Raw genomic sequence first — 15,717 nt, forward strand, 5'->3', positions numbered from 1 at the left:
GCCATATGACCCGAAACTTGCGCTTGCCCGGTGAGGCTCAAGACGGTATCTACATCGATTACGGGGTGATGCCGTAAAGCTCGCAATACTCGATCCAGCCCATCCCCGCCATTTCCGCCACTTCCCGATGCACTTCCAGCCGTTGCGCCTGATATTCCTCGGGCGAAGCAGCGGTCAACTGCAACGTCAGCTCCCAGGCGAACAACCTCTGTCTCTCCGCTTCTTCCTCAAACGCCTCATGCAAGCGTTCTTCGCGATACTGCGCCTGGGTTTCGCCCTTGGCCTGAGCCAGCAGCGGGTTGAGATGGTCGAGGGTTTCACGTAGTTCGGGTCGCGCATCGAGAAACAGTTTCAAAGCCTGTTCATGTCGCTGGTCGCTAGGCGCCATGTAATTTCCTTGTGTGACTGATGACCATAGGGTGCCGCACCTGCTTGCGCATGTCGCGCATAAAAACAGTAAAGCAGAACGATTTGCCGCGTCGCAGTGCTACAGTCCGCTTTTTTCTCGATGAGCAAATGCAATGCGAATGCTGATGGTAGTGCTGGCGGCGGCCCTGTTGGCCGGGTGCGCCGGTTCGGTGATGAACGATGCTCGCAGCAAGAGCCCGGACAAGGTCCTGACCTCGGACAAGCCGGAGAAAGACGTCGCCCGGTGCGTGCAATTCGCCTGGCAGGACGAAGCGGTGTTTGGCGTCGACGCGGCGGCCTATCTGGAACCGCGCAAGTCCGGCGGCACTACGGTTTATACGCGTTCGGCAGAGTCGTTTGTCGATGTGATCACCGAAGCGTCAGGTACGACCTTGAACTATTACGCGCAGAAGAGTGATTTTGTCGCGATGCGGCGGATGGCGGCGATGGCGACCTGCCTGTGATTATGGGGTGAAGCGGTTGACGCTTTCGCGAGCAGGCTCGCTCCCACAAGTTGTAATGCATTGCACTGTGGGAGCGAGCCTGCTCGCGAATACGGCATGACTCAATCGATCAGGCGCTTCTGAAAGTAGTGCCGCTTGTGCCCCGGTGGGTAGTCAACGATTTCCCCAAACTGGCTGAACCCCAGCTTCCTGTAGAACTCCGGCGCCTGAAAATCGAACGTGTCGAGCCAGAGGCCGTAGCAATTCTTTTCCCTGGCCAAGGCTTCCGCCTGAGCCATCAATTTCGAGCCGATACCCTTTCCGCGACCCTGTTCCGGCACGGACAGCAGCTCGATGAACATCCAGCGAAAAATCATTCGCCCGTACAAACCGCCCAGTATTTCGCCATTTTCGTCTTTGACCATCAAGGCGAACGGCTCGGATTTCGAACCGCCGGTTTGAGCATCGTTGTATTCGATCAGCGGCTGCAGAATGGCCTGACGCTGTTCCTCGGTAGGGCTCTGCGTCAACTCGATACGCAAATTCATGCATGACTTCCTTGTGTAATTGAACGCCCAGCCTAACCCGTCCGGGCAAACGCCTCCAAGCCCTTCGATCGAACAAGCGGAACCGTCAAACCAGCGTTGCGGTCTAGGCTTTTATCGCGTCTTTCCCTGAGCGCGATTGATGAGGAAATCCCGTGAATATTTTTGAAGCCCTGCGCGAAAGCCACGAGCGCCAGCGCACTTACGCCAAGGCTTTGATCGCGACCAGCGGCGACAGCCCTGAGCGGGTCGAGGCCTACAAGCAGCTCAAAGCAGAACTGCAAGCCCATGAAACCGCTGAAGAGCGGCATTTCTATATTCCGTTGATGGAAATCGATGAAGGCGTGGACCTGAGCCGCCACGCCATCGCCGAACACCACGAAATGGACGAGATGATGGAAGAGCTCGACGAGACCGAAATGTCCAGTCCGGCCTGGCTGGCCACGGCCAAAAAGCTTTCCGACAAGGTTCATCACCACCTCGAGGAAGAAGAGCACAAATTCTTCCAGATGGCCGGCAAGCTGCTCGACGATAAACAGAAAAGCCAACTCGCCGGGCAGTACGAAAAGGAGTATCAGGCGCAACTGTCTGAATGACCAAAGGCGACTCGGCGTGTAGGTGTTCAGCTACACGTTGAGTGCGATGCGTCGTCGAGCGCTGGTTATGCATCCAGTGTTTCCGGGCTTTTTACGTCTTGCACACTGGGACTGTGACAAAAGCGCCGATGGACAAAAAATTCACCTCCGTTAGCTTGAAGGCCTCTCCTCGGGAAGGAGAGTTCTCAAATCAACGGAGTGAGCAAGATGAATCAGGCAATCCCACAAACCCAACTCAAACACGGTCGTGTCATCTCGCCAGCGAGTCGCGGCGCAGTGGCCATCGACCTCGGCCTGCTCGGCGCTTGGCAAGTCAATGAAATGGAAGGTGGCAAGAACTTTCCGGCCATGGACGCCGGACCTTTCCCGCAACCTTTCGAGACCGACTCGGACAGCGTCGCGCCGCCGGCCGATGGCTACATTCTCAGCGGCGGCAAGACCGATGCCCGCGATTGCGTCAATTACACCGACGACGAGATGAGCAAGAAGCTCGGCCGTTCATTCAACTGGCCGCTGCTGAATGTCGATCCGGGGCAGATTCTCGAGGTCAGCTGGGCGTACACCGCGCCGCACACCACCCGTGGTTATCGCTGGCTGATCACCAAAGACGGCTGGGATCCACAGCAACGCATCAGCCGTGCGCAGCTGGAAACCCAGCCGTTCTTCGAAGACTTCTACCCGCAAGTGCCGTATTACAGCCATGCCGGCGAATTGAAGGCCAAGGTCGATCATCAAGTGAAGCTGCCTGCGAACAAGCAGGGTCATCACGTCATTGTGCTGATGTGGATCGTCGCCAATACCGGCAACGCCTTCTACCAGGCCTTCGACGTCGACTTTCAGTAACCGCGCAGGCTGAACGAGCCCGGTAGCGCTGCCGGGCTTTTTTTATCGGCGCAATTGATCGACCATGGCAGTCCCCCCATGAAGACAGGATCAGACGCGATGTCCAACACAGCCGAACGGGTCAACATCGTCGACACTCAGGTGTTGTCCCACGACTGGTATCTGTTGAAGAAAATCACTTTCGATTACCACCGCAACAACGGCGAATGGCAGCGCCAGACCCGCGAGGTATACGACCGGGGCAACGGCGCGGCGATTCTGCTGTTCAACCGCGAAAAGCGCACGGTGGTGCTGACCCGCCAGTTTCGTTTGCCGGTGTTCGTCAACGGCCACGATGGATTGTTGATCGAGGTGGCCGCCGGGTTGCTGGAAGGTGCCGCGCCCGAGCAGCGCATTCGTGACGAAGCCGAGGAGGAAACCGGTTACCGCGTGCACGACGTGAAAAAAGTATTCGAGGCGTACATGAGTCCCGGTTCGGTGACGGAGAAACTGCACTTCTTTATCGCTGAATACGACGCGGCGTCCAAAGTCAGCGACGGTGGTGGCCTTGAAGAGGAAACCGAAGAACTGGAAGTGCTCGAGTGGGGCTTCGATGAGGCACTGGCAGCGTTTCAACGCGGCGAGATCTGCGATGCCAAGACCATCATGCTGTTGCAGTACGCAGCGATGAATAACCTCTTCGCTTGATTCGGGCAGGAGCTGCCAACGGCTGCGATGGCTCAGCATACTGGCTGAACAGGGAGGCGCAATACGCAAAGCCGGCCATACTGCTTGTTGCTCCTGAAGTGTTGCCCTGCGTTTTGCGCAGTCCCCAAAAACAAAAAGAGATCGACTCATGAAGTACGAACCTTTGGCCAGATCGCTCATTGCGACCTCTCTGGCGCTCAGCTGTCTCATGGCTCACGCGGCATCAGTGGCTCCGGTGGCGGCGGAAAACGGCATGGTGGTCACCGCGCAACATCTGGCGACCCATGTCGGCGTCGACGTTTTGAAAAACGGCGGCAATGCCGTGGATGCGGCAGTGGCCGTGGGCTATGCGCTGGCGGTGGTCTATCCGGCTGCGGGCAACCTTGGCGGCGGCGGGTTCATGACTATTCAACTGGCGGACGGGCGCAAGACCTTTCTCGATTTCCGCGAAAAAGCGCCGCTGGCAGCGACCGCCAACATGTATCTGGACAAGGACGGTAACGTCATTCCGGAACTGAGCACGCGCGGGCACCTGGCGGTCGGCGTACCGGGTACGGTGTCCGGCATGGAGCTGGCGCTGAGCAAATACGGCACCAAACAGCGCAAGGAGATGATTGCCCCAGCGATCAAACTGGCCGAAGACGGTTTCGAGTTGCAGCAGGGCGATGTCGAGCTGCTCGAATACGCGACGGATGTGTTCAAGAAGGACATGCGCGATTCCGGCTCGATCTTCCTCAGCAACGGCGAGCCGATGCAGGTCGGGCAGAAACTGGTGCAAAAGGATCTGGCGAAAACCCTGCGGACGATTTCCGACAAGGGCGCCGACGGCTTCTACAAAGGTTGGGTCGCCGATGCCATTGTCACTTCCAGCCAGGCCAACAAAGGCATCATCACCCAGGCCGACCTGGACAAATACAAGACTCGCGAACTGGCCCCGGTGGAATGCGATTATCGCGGCTATCACGTAGTCTCGGCGCCACCGCCAAGCTCCGGCGGGTTGGTGATCTGCCAGATCATGAACATTCTCGAAGGTTATCCGATGAAGGACCTGGGCTTCCATTCCGCTCAGGGCATGCACTACCAGATCGAAGCGATGCGCCATGCGTACGTCGATCGCAACAGCTACCTCGGCGATCCGGATTTCGTGAAGAATCCGATCGAGCATCTGCTGGACAAGAATTACGCGACCAAACTGCGCAACGCCATCCAGCCGCAGAAGGCCGGTGTGTCGGCTGAGCTCAAGCCCGGTGTAGCGCCCCACGAGGGCAGCAACACCACGCACTATTCGATCGTCGACAAGTGGGGCAATGCGGTCTCGGTCACCTACACCCTCAACGACTGGTTCGGCGCAGGCGTGATGGCGAGCAAGACCGGGGTGATTCTCAACGATGAAATGGACGACTTCACCTCCAAGGTCGGCGTGCCGAACATGTACGGGCTGGTCCAGGGGGAGGCCAATGCCATCGCACCGGGCAAGGCGCCGCTGTCGTCAATGAGTCCGACCATCGTCACCAAGGATGGCAAAGTGGTGATGGTGGTCGGCACGCCGGGCGGTAGCCGGATCATCACCGCGACCTTGCTGACCATGCTCAACGTCATCGATTACGGCATGGGCTTGCAGGAAGCGGTCGACGCGCCGCGCTTCCATCAGCAGTGGATGCCGGAGGAAACCAACCTCGAAGACTTCGCCGCCAGCCCGGATACGAAAAAAATCCTGGAAAGCTGGGGCCACAAGTTTGCCGGCCCGCAGGATGCCAACCACATTGCCGCGATTCTGGTCGGCGCGCCGTCACTGGGAGGCAAACCGGTTGGCAAGAATCGCTTCTACGGCGCCAATGATCCACGGCGTAATACCGGCTTGTCTTTGGGTTACTGAGCGGAGTAAAAAGGGGCGGGCTTAGGTCCGCCCCATTCTCAAGGATTGATCAAGGAAGGCTCGACATGACCACCGCATTACTGATCATCGACGTCCAGCAGGCGCTGTGTGCTGGTGAATATCAGTGCTTTGAAATCGACCGCGTGATCGCCACGATCAATGATCTGAGCCAACGCGCCCGTACGGCTGGCGTTCCGGTGGTTTTGATTCAGCACGAAGAAAAGGACGGCTCATTTGTTCGCGGTGCTGAGGGTTGGCAACTGGCGAAAAACCTTCTGACTTCTACGAAAGACCTGCGCGTAGACAAAACCACCGGGGACTCTTTCTACCAGACCGATCTCGGCAAGCTGCTGCCCAGCGAGGACTTCGAACGCCTGATCATCTGCGGCCTGCAAACCGATTACTGCGTCAACGCCACGGTGCGCAGCGCGCATTCACTGGGCTACGACATCGTCGTCGCGCGGGATGCGCATTCGACGGTCGATAACGGCAACATGAGCGCCGAGGACATCATTGCCGAACACAACAAGGACTTCGCCGCCCTGACCAGTTCCGTGGCACGAATCGACGTCAAACCGGCAGCCCAAATCACCTTCTGAACTCACACAAAACCCCTGTGGGAGCGAGCCTGCTCGCGAAAGCGCTGTGACAGCCAACATCAAACCGACTGATATACCGCCTTCGCGAGCAGGCTCGCTCCCACAGGGGTGAGCAGGCTCTACGACAGCGGCGATTTACGGCAGCAGCACTGGCATAATCCCCGCCGCCCGAAGAATGGAATCTCTCGATGTTCGCTATCTACCTGCGTCACGCCGTGGCGCTGACATCTCTCGTCCTCGCCTGCACCGCCCATGCCAGCAGTTTCGATTGCACCGACGCCTCCGGCAAAACCGAAAAAGCCATCTGCACTGATCCCTACCTCTCAACCCTCGACGACAAACTCGCCGAGCAATGGCGGACCACGCTGGGCAAAGTTGCCGATCCCAAAATGCTGAAAACCGACCAGCGTCAGTGGCTGAAAAACCGCAACGCCTGCGGTGCCCTGAGCGCGTGTCTGCGGCGCGAATACCTGATGCGCCTCACTGAGCTCGAACACGCGGTTCAGCCCTTCAGTTGGGATGCCACCTGGCAACTAATTTCGCGCGGCACCTCGACCTCGGCGACCCTTGTCACCCAACGTCGTAATGCCTCGCATATCGCCATCGATATCTCGGCAGGCGAGGGCGCCAATTCCGGAGACTTGACTGGCGTTGCCATACTCAAGGATGGAACAGCCGTGTACGCCGAGGACGCCTGCAAACTCGCCTTCACGCCCATCAATGGCGTACTGAACGTCACGCAAACCGGTGCGGACTCCGACTGCGGCGGAGGCATGGGCGTGTATTACGCCGGTCGGTATGTCGCCTCCGAACAACCGCTGAAGCTGGATTACGATCTGCTCAGCCTGGGTCTGGCTCGCACACCCGCAGAAGATCAGGCACTGCGTTCGCTGCTCAAGACCGACTACCAAAAACTGGTAGAGACCTCCGGTTCCTTGCAGGTCGGCGAAAACTCAAAAGATGTGCCCGATGCTCAGGTTGTAGAAATGTGGATGCGCGGTCTCGGCGGCATCGGGATCCTGATGAGCGCGGCCGATGCGCAGGTCTGGCTGATCTTCAAAAGCTACGATGACCAGAGCCATGAACATCTGCGGTACTACACCAACGTGGCGAAGTGGAAGAAGCGGCTGCCCGATGTGCTGCAGGGCTGGTATGACCGCATGCACGAAAGTCAGTCGTCTCTGGTTCTGGAAATGATGCCCTGAGCCACAACTCCATCCGCCTCACGCACTAACCGTTCGATCTGCGCCAATTCCCACGTGCTGAGCAGACTCACCGGGTCGGTACCATAACGCTGCCAAGTGTCCAGCGTCGCTTCATCCCCGGCGCAGTTGCGCGCGTATTCACAGTGATGCAAGTGTCCCTCGGCGAAGTCCAACCGCAGATGCCAGCCCTCGATATCAACGGCAATCAGCCCGGTCTCGGACATTACCTGGCAGACTTCGAACCCAAGCACGCCCAGCGCAGCTTCGCGCAGGCGCTGACACACATCACGGGCGGACAAAAACGCTGACATGCTGCGACTCGATTCGATGGACAAGCCTGCAAGGATAAGGCCCGCGCCACCCCATGTCAGCGTTTCACTGGCCCGAGGCTGAACAATTCCGTAACATTCGCCTCCCTCTTTTTTCGCGAAAACAGCAGCCGTGCCCAGCGGCCGCTCAGTCAGGTAAGCCATGAAACCGATTCGTCTGCGCGCCGATGTCCTCGCCGGACTCACCACCTCGTTCGCCCTGTTGCCCGAATGCATTGCTTTCGCGCTGGTCGCGCATCTCAATCCGCTGATGGGCCTGTACGGCGCGTTCATCATTTGCACGCTGACGGCGTTGTTTGGCGGTCGACCGGGCATGGTTTCCGGTGCGGCGGGTTCGATGGCGGTGGTGATCGTCGCGCTGGTGGTGCAACACGGCGTGCAATATCTGCTGGCAACGGTGCTGCTCGGCGGTCTGATCATGATGGCGTTCGGGCTGTTGCGCTTGGGCAAACTGGTGCGCATGGTGCCGCATCCGGTGATGCTCGGTTTCGTCAACGGCCTGGCGATCATCATTGCGCTGGCGCAACTGGAGCACTTCAAAAGCGGCGAGCACTGGCTCAGCGGTACGCCGCTGTATCTGATGACCGGGCTAGTGCTACTGACCATGGCCATCGTTTACATCCTGCCGCGCCTGACCAAAGCGGTACCGCCGGCCCTGGTGGCGATCCTTGGTGTCGGCCTGCTGGTCTACCTGTTCGGGCTGCCGACCCGCACCCTCGGTGACATGGCGCACATTGCCGGCGGTCTGCCGACCTTCGCTTTGCCGGACATCCCATGGAATTTCGAAACCCTGCGCATCATCGCCCCGTACGCGATCCTGATGGCGATGGTCGGCCTGCTGGAAACCCTGCTGACGCTGAACCTGACCGACGAGATCACCGAAACCCGTGGCTATCCGGATCGCGAGTGCGTAGCGCTCGGCGCGGCGAACATGGTGTCCGGGGCGTTCGGTGGCATGGGCGGTTGCGCGATGATCGGGCAGACCGTGATCAATCTCAGCTCCGGCGGGCGCGGGCGCTTGTCCGGCGTGGTTGCCGGTGTGCTGATTCTGTTGTTCATTCTGTTTCTGTCACCGCTGATCGAGCGTATTCCGCTCGCCGCGCTGGTGGGGGTGATGTTCGTGGTGTCGCAGCAGACCTTCGCCTGGGCGTCGTTGCGGGTGATCAACAAGGTGCCGCTGCACGATGTGCTGGTGATCATCGCGGTGACCACCATCACCGTGTTCACCGATCTGGCCACGGCCGTGCTATGCGGGATCGTCATCGCCGCGCTCAACTTCGCCTGGCAGCAGGCCCGCGAACTGTATGCCGATGAACATCTTGAAGCCGATGGCAGCAAGCTCTATCGCCTGCACGGCACGCTGTTTTTCGCCTCGACCACGCCGTTTCTCAACCAGTTCGATCCGGCCAACGACCCGGCCAAAGTCACTCTCGACTGCCGGCACCTGAGCTTTGTCGATTATTCGGCGATCGCCGCATTGAAAACCCTGCGTGAACGCTACGCCAAGGCTGGCAAGCATCTACAAGTGTTTCATCTGTCGGAACGCTGCAAGAAATTACTCAAGCGCGCCGGCGTCGATCACGACTGACGCCGCTGGTTTTGCGTCCTTGAGCCAGGTCTTGCCGAGAATCCGCGAGACTTGTTCGGCGGAGTAGGGCTTGGCGAGAAATTCAAAACCTTCGTACCCGCTGCGCGCCAGTTCTTCGCTGTAGCCGGAGGTCAGAATCACCGGCAGATCGGGGCGGCGCTGGCGCAGTTCCTTGGCCAACGCGACGCCGGTGATGCCCGGCATGACTACGTCGGAAAACACCGCATCGAACGCGCTGGCATCGCTACCGGCCAACTGCAGGGCTTCTTCAGCGTTGGTCGCCCATGCGGTTTCATAGCCCAGATCCTGGAGGATCTGGTTGGCGAAACGGCCGACGTCGAGATTGTCTTCTACCACCAGCACCCGGCGTTTTTCGCAGGCCGGCTGCACCTCGCCATCGTCCTCTGCCTCGTCCATTTCTGCCTCGATCGCCGGCACTTGCGGCAAATACAAGGTGAACTCGGTGCCTTGACCAAGGACGCTGGAAACATCGACGTTGCCGCCCGATTGCTTGGCGAAGCCGAACACCTGCGACAGCCCCAGCCCCGTGCCTTTGCCGACAGCCTTGGTGGTAAAGAACGGCTCGAAGATGTGTTCGAGGGTGTGTGCGTCGATGCCGGCACCGGTGTCGGCCAGGGCAATCGACACGAAATGGCTGCTGGACCCAGCGTGGCCGCGAATCGGCGGCAGCGCTTTATGGCACTCCAGGCGCAATTTCAGTTCACCCTGACCATTCATGGCGTCGCGAGCGTTCAGGGCGATGTTGATCAATGCTGTTTCGAACTGACTGAGATCGACACGGATGTAGCAGGGGTGATCCGGGCGCTCGACGCACACGTGAATCTGCGCGCCGGTGACCGATTCGAGCATTTCGCCGATGTTGGCCAAACGTTCGCCGGCGTCGACTACCTGCGGATTGAGCGGCTGACGGCGGGCGAAGGCGAGCAACTGGCTGGTCAGCTTGGAGGCGCGCTCAACGGTGTCGGACACCGCGCGCATGTAGCGTTGGCGGCGTTCTTCCGGCAGGTTGGGCTGGCGCAGAAAATCCACCGACGAACGAATGATCGTCAGCAAATTGTTGAAGTCATGGGCGACGCCGCCGGTCAATTGGCCGATGGCTTCGAGCTTCTGCGACTGGCGCAACGCCGACTCGGCCTGGGCCAGACGCAGGCTGCGCTCTTCGACCCGTTGCTCCAGCGTGGCATTGAGTTCAGCCAATGCAAGCAGGCCCTCGCGCACGTTGGCGTCGGCGCGCACTCGCTCGATGTGCGCCCAGCAACGTTCGGTGACTTCGCTGAGCAGCGCCTGTTCGAAGCTCGACCAGACACGCGGCACTTTGTCGTGAATGGCCATTAACGCGGTAAGACGGCCTTGCTTGATCAGCGGCACGCAAATGGTGGCGGTGATGCCTATGCCCTGAAAGGTCGCTGATTCTTCCGGCGGCAATTCGCTGCGGTTGTCGTGGATCACCAGCGGTTGACCCGCGCGCAGAAGGCGTACGGCTTTCTCGCCGAAATCGCGCAAACGGTAGTGGCCGACGATGCTCGGCGAACCCGGCGCTGCATAGTCGCCGCGAATGGTGAAACCATCTTCGTCGGCATCCATGTCGGCGTAGGCGCAATTGGACAGACGCAGTTGCTCGACCATCAGCCGCGTGCTTGCCGCCAGGATTGCTTGCGCATCCGTGGCATTGGTCACCGCTTCGCCGATGGCATCGAGGACGGCCAGGCGTCGGTTGAGATAAACGGTCTGGGTGGTCTCGGTGACGGTGTCGATCATGCCGACGACATTGCCGTGGGAATCACGAATCGGGCTATAGCAAAAAGTGAAGAACGCCTGCTCCGGGCCTTTGCCGCGTTCGATCTGCAGAGCGAAGTTTTCGATGTAAGTAGCCTGGCCGGCGTACGCGGCCTCAGCAATCGGGCTGATCTCGTGCCAGGCTTCCTTCCAGATGTCGCTGAAAGGGCGTCCCAACGCGTGCGGCTTGTCGCCGAGAATCGGTACGAAGGCGTCGTTATAGAGTGTGATGAGTTGCGGGCCCCAGACGATCGCCTGAGGGAAATGCGAGGCGAGACTGAGCGAGACAGTGGTCTTGAGTACATCGGGCCAGTTTTCCAACGGGCCGAGGGGCGAATTCGCCCAGTCGTGACGGCGGATCTGCCCGGCCATCTCGCCGTTGTCTTGCAACCAGTCTGTCATGGGGTTCGTGTCTTTCCGGGGCATTTGTCTGAGAACAAAGACCTGCGCGCAGGGTGTTTGGTTTCAGCGCACCAGACACTGTTTGCGCTGCGAATTATTCTGACCTACATCATGGCAGCAAAAAACAGCGCTGGCGAAAAGAGCATCTTTTCGCCAGCGGATTTTTCTTCAGTTCGTGAGCGACTGCTCAGGCCTCGACGGCCGGGAAGTCAATGTCGGTCAGCGCCGTGTTGTTCAGGTAGTTGGTCAATGTTTGCACGGCCACCAGGGCAATCACTTCGATGATCTTGCTGTCATCAATACCGGCAGCGCGAGCGGCGGCCAACTGTCCATCGCTCAAGTGGCCACGGGTTTCGGTCAGTTGGCGGGCGAGGGCGGCGTAGGCATTCAGTTCGCCGTGACGTGCCGCGATGATGTCCTCCGCCGACAGCCCGGCCTTGCCGGCAAACACGGTATGTGCGGACAGGCAATAGTCGCAACCGTTAACCTGCGAAGTGGCGAGGTATACGGCTTCTTTTTCCTGGGCGCTGAGCGAAGTCTTGCCGAGGATCGCCGAAGCTTGCAGGTAAGTGTCGAATGCAACCGGCGCTTGGGCGAGGGTGGTGAAGACGTTGGGCAGGAAGCCGATTTTTTTCTTCACGCCTTCCAGTGCAGGACGGGTGGCATCGGTGGCTGTGTCGAGGCTGATTGCAGGGATGCGGCTCATGGTGATTCTCCGAAATTCCGCAGCGAAGTGCAGCGGCGATGGAGAGATCTTAGGGGCTACCAATGGCGCCTTGGCGGCAAATCGTCGAGGATATGCGGCAGATCGTCCAGATATGCCTTCGGGAGTCAGCCATGGATCGCCTTTCCACATTACTCAGTCATTTCGGTGTGAACGCCGGCACCTTCCATAGCGGCGCGTTTTGCGGCGTGAGCGTTCACGAAGGCGAACCGGTCGGCCATGTGCATGTTCTGCAAGCCGGGGCGTTGCTGCTCAAACCGGGCAACGAGCGGGAAATTCGCCTGGAAGAACCGTCGCTGATTTTCTTTCCCCGGCCTTTCACTCACCGGATGTTTGCCGACGAGGCCATGGCCAGCCAAGTGGTGTGCGCCTCGCTGACCTTCGACGGTGGCTCGGGCAATGCCTTGGCCGCCGCGTTACCGGACTATCTGGTGTTGAAACTCACCGATATCCCGGAATTGCGCAGCACCCTTGACTGGCTGTTCAACGAAGCTTTTGAAGGGCATTGCGGGCGCGTGGCGGTGATGGATCGTCTGTTTGAATTGCTGGTGATTCTGCTGCTGCGCCATCTCATCGGCAGTCGCGATCAGCAACCGGGCATGATGGCCGGGCTGGCGGATCCGCGCGTGTCTCGCGCCTTGAACCTGATCCACGAGCAGCCGCACAAGCCTTGGAGTGTCGCTGATCTCGCGGCGGCGGCGAACCAGTCCCGCGCCGGTTTTGCCGAGCAGTTTCGCCGCGTGGTCGGGCAGACGCCGGCCGATTACCTGTTGAGCTGGCGCGTCAGTCTTGCGCAGAAACGCCTGCGCGAAGGCCGCCCGATTGCATTGATTGCCGAGGAGGTTGGATACGAAAGTCCGTCGGCGCTGGCCCGGGCGTTTCGGCGCAAGACCGGGCTCAGTCCTCGGCAATGGAAAGCCGAACACTGAACATTACCTGGCGAATTTCTTCGCTCCGGCCACGCAAAGAATCACCCCCAGCGTGACGCCGAGCATGCCGACACTGACCTGCTCATGCAGCAACGTCGCCGCCAGTGCCAGACCAAAAAAAGGCTGCAGCAACTGCAACTGCCCGACCGCTGCGATTCCGCCCTGGGCCAGACCGCGATACCAGAACACGAAGCCGATCAGCATGCTGAACAGCGACACGTAAGCCAGGCACATCCACGCCGAAATGCTGATGTCGGCGAACGAGGCGGGCGCCAGCCACAGGCTCAGCACTGCCATCAGCGGTAACGACAACACCAGCGCCCAGCAGATCACCTGCCAGCCGCCGAGGCTGCGTGACAGTTTCGCGCCTTCGGCGTAACCGAGGCCGCAGGCCAGGATCGCCGCGAGCATCAGCAGATCGCCGGTGGGCGAGGCGCTCAAGCCTTGGGACAGGGCAAAGCCCACCACCAACGCGCTGCCCAGCACCGAAAAGATCCAGAACACTGGACGTGGCCGCTCACCGCCACGCAAGACACCAAACATCGCCGTGGCCAGCGGCAGCAATCCTACAAACACGATCGAATGCGCTGACGTTACGTGCTGCAATGCCAACGCGGTCAGCAGCGGGAAACCCAACACCACGCCCAGCGCCACAATCAACAGCGACAGCCACTGATGATGCGCCGGTCGCCGCTGTTTGAACAACAGCAGAAGTCCGACGGCCAGTGCGCCGGCGATCGCTGCTCGCACCACGGTCAGAAACACCGGTTCGAATTCCAGCACCGCCAAACGTGTGGCCGGCAGCGAACCGCTGAAAATCAGCACGCCGATAAAACCGTTGATCCAGCCACTGGTTTTTTCCAGTGCCGGGTGGGCCGCAGTCGATGTTGTGTGCATGTCGGTCGCGCTCAAAAAGTGGCTTGTGTCGCCGTGATCCTAGGGCGGAGAATCAGCACAATCAAAAAATTGTCATGGATACAGCCGACATGCCGCGTTCCCGTTACAAGACCCTGGTTGATCGCTATGCGGCAGACATTCGTGGCGGACGATTGGCGCCGGGCACGCGACTGCCAACGCATCGGCAGCTGGCGAGCCAGGAAGGTCTGGCGCTGGTTACCGCTTCACGGGTTTATGCGGAGCTTGAAGCGATGGGCCTGGTCAGTGGCGAAGCCGGGCGCGGCACGTTTGTTCGGGAAACGTCGCTGGCGCCGGGGCAGGGCATCGATCAGAAAGACGTGGCGGTCGGCATGATCGACCTGAATTTCAACTATCCCTCGTTGCCAGGTCAGGCTGAACTGTTGCGCACGGCGTTGCGCCAACTGGCGTTGTCCGGTGATCTGGAAGCACTGCTGCGTTATCAACCCCACGCCGGACGTGCCCACGAACGCGCCTCGGTGGCGCGACATTTGTCGACACGCGGCGTGGCGGTTGAAGCCGACCAAGTGCTGGTCGTCAATGGCGCTCAGCAAGGTTTGGCGGTGACGCTGATGGCCCTGCTCAAACCCGGCGATGTGATCGCCGCCGATGCGCTGACCTATTCGGGATTCAAGGTGCTGGCCGACGCGCTGCATCTGGAAGTGCTGGCGATCCCGATGACGGAGCACGGCCCGGATTTGCCGGCACTGGACAGACTCTGTCGCCAGCGTGCGGTGCGCGCCGTATACAGCATGCCGACGCTGCACAATCCGCTGGGCTGGGTCATGCCACTGGAACAGCGCGAGCAATTGGTGGCGATTGCCCGGCGGCACGATCTGACAATCATTGAAGACGCTGCCTACGCGTTTCTGGTCGAAAACCCGCCATGTCCGTTGATTGAACTGGCACCGGAACGGACGTTTTACGTATCGGGCCTGTCGAAAAACATCGCCACCGGATTGCGGGTCGGCTTCATTGCCGCGCCGCTGCCTCAAGTGCCCGCACTGGAGCGAGTCATTCGCGCGACGACGTGGAACACGCCCGGGGTGATGACCGCCATCGCGTGCGGCTGGCTCGACGATGGCACCGTCACCGTGCTTGAGGCGCAGAAACGTCGTGATGCTACGGCGCGACAGGCCTTGGCCGCCGAGGTACTCAAAGGGCTGCGCTACATTGCTCATCCGGCCTCGTATTTTCTCTGGTTGCCGTTGCCCGAAGATGTGCGTGCCGATCAGATCGTGGTCGAGTTGATGCAGCAGCAGATTTCGGTCACCAGCGCCGAGCCGTTTTCGCTGTCGGCCCATACGCCCCATGCGATTCGTCTGGCGCTCGGCTCGGTGGAGATGCAGGTGTTGCGTCAGGCGTTGATCACCGTCAGAACGGTTGTCGGCGCTTATCTGTAAACTGCGCCCACGCCATGCAAAGCGAGGTTTGGACTGTTCAATGAAATTCACCACGACACTGTTTCTCGCCTTGATCTTCAGCGCCAGTGCACAGGCTAAGGGCGATCCTGAGGCCGGGGCGGAAATCTTCCCGCGTCTGTGCGGCGGTTGCCATCAGGTTGGCGAGTCGGCTCGTTCGGGGTTTGGTCCGCAGTTGAACGGCATCATTGGCCGGGCTGCGGGGACTTCGGCCAATTATGTTTATTCCGATGCGATGAAGAACTCGGGGATTACCTGGGATCGGGCGACGTTGAAGGCTTATCTCGAGGATCCGAAAGGGGTGGTGCCGGGGACGCGGATGATTTTCTGGGGGCTGAGTGATGAGCAGAAGCTGGAGAATCTGTTGGCTTATCTGCAGAAATTCAGCGCTGAATAATTACGGGAACGCG

General features: G+C 59.8%; 17 protein-coding genes. 11 read left to right on the plus strand and 6 right to left on the minus strand.

Annotated elements, in window-relative coordinates:
- Positions 1 to 58: 58 nt before the first annotated feature.
- Complete coding sequence (locus D8U61_RS16290; protein ID WP_073471290.1) at positions 59 to 388, minus strand: DUF6388 family protein; 330 nt, start codon at positions 386 to 388, stop codon at positions 59 to 61.
- Positions 389 to 521: 133 nt separating this feature from the next.
- Here D8U61_RS16290 and D8U61_RS16295 point away from each other — a divergent pair, with 133 nt between their 5' ends.
- Positions 522 to 872: a hypothetical protein gene (locus D8U61_RS16295; protein WP_130901723.1), complete on the plus strand. Its 351-nt coding sequence runs from the start codon at positions 522 to 524 to the stop codon at positions 870 to 872.
- A gap of 101 nt (positions 873 to 973) precedes the next feature.
- On the opposite strand, the gene D8U61_RS16300 is transcribed toward D8U61_RS16295, so the two are convergent.
- Positions 974 to 1,399, minus strand: coding sequence for a GNAT family N-acetyltransferase (locus tag D8U61_RS16300; RefSeq protein ID WP_130901724.1), 426 nt, complete (start codon positions 1,397 to 1,399; stop codon positions 974 to 976).
- Between the two features lie 152 nt (positions 1,400 to 1,551).
- Here D8U61_RS16300 and D8U61_RS16305 point away from each other — a divergent pair, with 152 nt between their 5' ends.
- The 6 genes from D8U61_RS16305 to D8U61_RS16330 all read left to right on the plus strand — a co-directional run bounded on the left by D8U61_RS16305 (position 1,552) and on the right by D8U61_RS16330 (position 7,202).
- A complete protein-coding gene (locus tag D8U61_RS16305; protein WP_024013399.1) occupies positions 1,552 to 1,992 on the plus strand; it encodes a hemerythrin domain-containing protein in 441 nt (146 codons plus the stop codon).
- Positions 1,993 to 2,199: 207 nt separating this feature from the next.
- Positions 2,200 to 2,835, plus strand: coding sequence for a lytic polysaccharide monooxygenase auxiliary activity family 9 protein (locus D8U61_RS16310; RefSeq protein WP_016775256.1), 636 nt, complete (start codon positions 2,200 to 2,202; stop codon positions 2,833 to 2,835).
- 99 nt (positions 2,836 to 2,934) lie between these two features.
- Positions 2,935 to 3,522 carry an NUDIX domain-containing protein gene (locus D8U61_RS16315; RefSeq protein ID WP_024013397.1) on the plus strand — a complete coding sequence of 196 codons (588 nt, stop codon included), beginning with the start codon at positions 2,935 to 2,937 and terminating at the stop codon, positions 3,520 to 3,522.
- Between the two features lie 148 nt (positions 3,523 to 3,670).
- Positions 3,671 to 5,398 (plus strand): gamma-glutamyltransferase, encoded by a 1,728-nt coding sequence (gene ggt / locus D8U61_RS16320; protein WP_130927301.1) that lies wholly within the window; start codon positions 3,671 to 3,673, stop codon positions 5,396 to 5,398.
- Between the two features lie 65 nt (positions 5,399 to 5,463).
- The gene (locus D8U61_RS16325; RefSeq protein WP_016770696.1) at positions 5,464 to 5,997 is read left to right on the plus strand and encodes a cysteine hydrolase family protein; all 534 of its coding nucleotides are present in this window, start codon (positions 5,464 to 5,466) and stop codon (positions 5,995 to 5,997) included.
- 188 nt (positions 5,998 to 6,185) lie between these two features.
- Entirely contained in the window at positions 6,186 to 7,202 is a 1,017-nt protein-coding gene (locus D8U61_RS16330; RefSeq protein WP_130927302.1) for a lysozyme inhibitor LprI family protein, read from the plus strand.
- On the opposite strand, the gene D8U61_RS16335 is transcribed toward D8U61_RS16330, so the two are convergent.
- Complete coding sequence (locus D8U61_RS16335; RefSeq protein WP_123442136.1) at positions 7,169 to 7,513, minus strand: hypothetical protein; 345 nt, start codon at positions 7,511 to 7,513, stop codon at positions 7,169 to 7,171. The genes D8U61_RS16330 and D8U61_RS16335 overlap by 34 nt on opposite strands.
- 160 nt (positions 7,514 to 7,673) lie before the next feature.
- On the opposite strand from D8U61_RS16335, the gene D8U61_RS16340 reads away from it, so the two are divergent.
- Positions 7,674 to 9,119 carry a SulP family inorganic anion transporter gene (locus tag D8U61_RS16340; protein ID WP_123442137.1) on the plus strand — a complete coding sequence of 482 codons (1,446 nt, stop codon included), beginning with the start codon at positions 7,674 to 7,676 and terminating at the stop codon, positions 9,117 to 9,119.
- Here the strand turns inward: D8U61_RS16340 and D8U61_RS16345 are convergent.
- Together D8U61_RS16345 and D8U61_RS16350 are read right to left on the minus strand one after the other, a co-directional pair.
- Positions 9,087 to 11,318, minus strand: coding sequence for a response regulator (locus D8U61_RS16345; protein WP_016775250.1), 2,232 nt, complete (start codon positions 11,316 to 11,318; stop codon positions 9,087 to 9,089). The two genes, D8U61_RS16340 and D8U61_RS16345, sit on opposite strands and share 33 nt — an antisense overlap.
- 187 nt (positions 11,319 to 11,505) lie before the next feature.
- Complete coding sequence (locus tag D8U61_RS16350) at positions 11,506 to 12,024, minus strand: carboxymuconolactone decarboxylase family protein (RefSeq protein WP_125927806.1); 519 nt, start codon at positions 12,022 to 12,024, stop codon at positions 11,506 to 11,508.
- A 131-nt stretch (positions 12,025 to 12,155) separates the two neighbouring features.
- On the opposite strand from D8U61_RS16350, the gene D8U61_RS16355 reads away from it, so the two are divergent.
- Entirely contained in the window at positions 12,156 to 12,971 is an 816-nt protein-coding gene (locus tag D8U61_RS16355) for an AraC family transcriptional regulator (protein WP_123442139.1), read from the plus strand.
- A 3-nt stretch (positions 12,972 to 12,974) separates the two neighbouring features.
- Here D8U61_RS16355 and D8U61_RS16360 read toward each other — a convergent pair whose 3' ends face one another.
- On the minus strand, positions 12,975 to 13,868 hold the full coding sequence (locus D8U61_RS16360) for a DMT family transporter (RefSeq protein ID WP_130927303.1): 894 nt from the start codon (positions 13,866 to 13,868) through the stop codon (positions 12,975 to 12,977).
- 89 nt (positions 13,869 to 13,957) lie between these two features.
- Between D8U61_RS16360 and D8U61_RS16365 the strand changes: the two genes are divergently transcribed.
- Positions 13,958 to 15,289 (plus strand): PLP-dependent aminotransferase family protein, encoded by a 1,332-nt coding sequence (locus tag D8U61_RS16365; protein ID WP_125927804.1) that lies wholly within the window; start codon positions 13,958 to 13,960, stop codon positions 15,287 to 15,289.
- 40 nt (positions 15,290 to 15,329) lie between these two features.
- Positions 15,330 to 15,704, plus strand: a complete 375-nt coding sequence (locus tag D8U61_RS16370) for a cytochrome c family protein (RefSeq protein WP_125927802.1) — start codon at positions 15,330 to 15,332, stop codon at positions 15,702 to 15,704.
- Positions 15,705 to 15,717: the final 13 nt, after the last annotated feature.

Origin of the sequence: Pseudomonas sp. Sample_14, assembly GCF_004307515.1 — a bacterium.
Taxonomy (GTDB): Bacteria; Pseudomonadota; Gammaproteobacteria; order Pseudomonadales; family Pseudomonadaceae; genus Aquipseudomonas; species Aquipseudomonas atacamensis.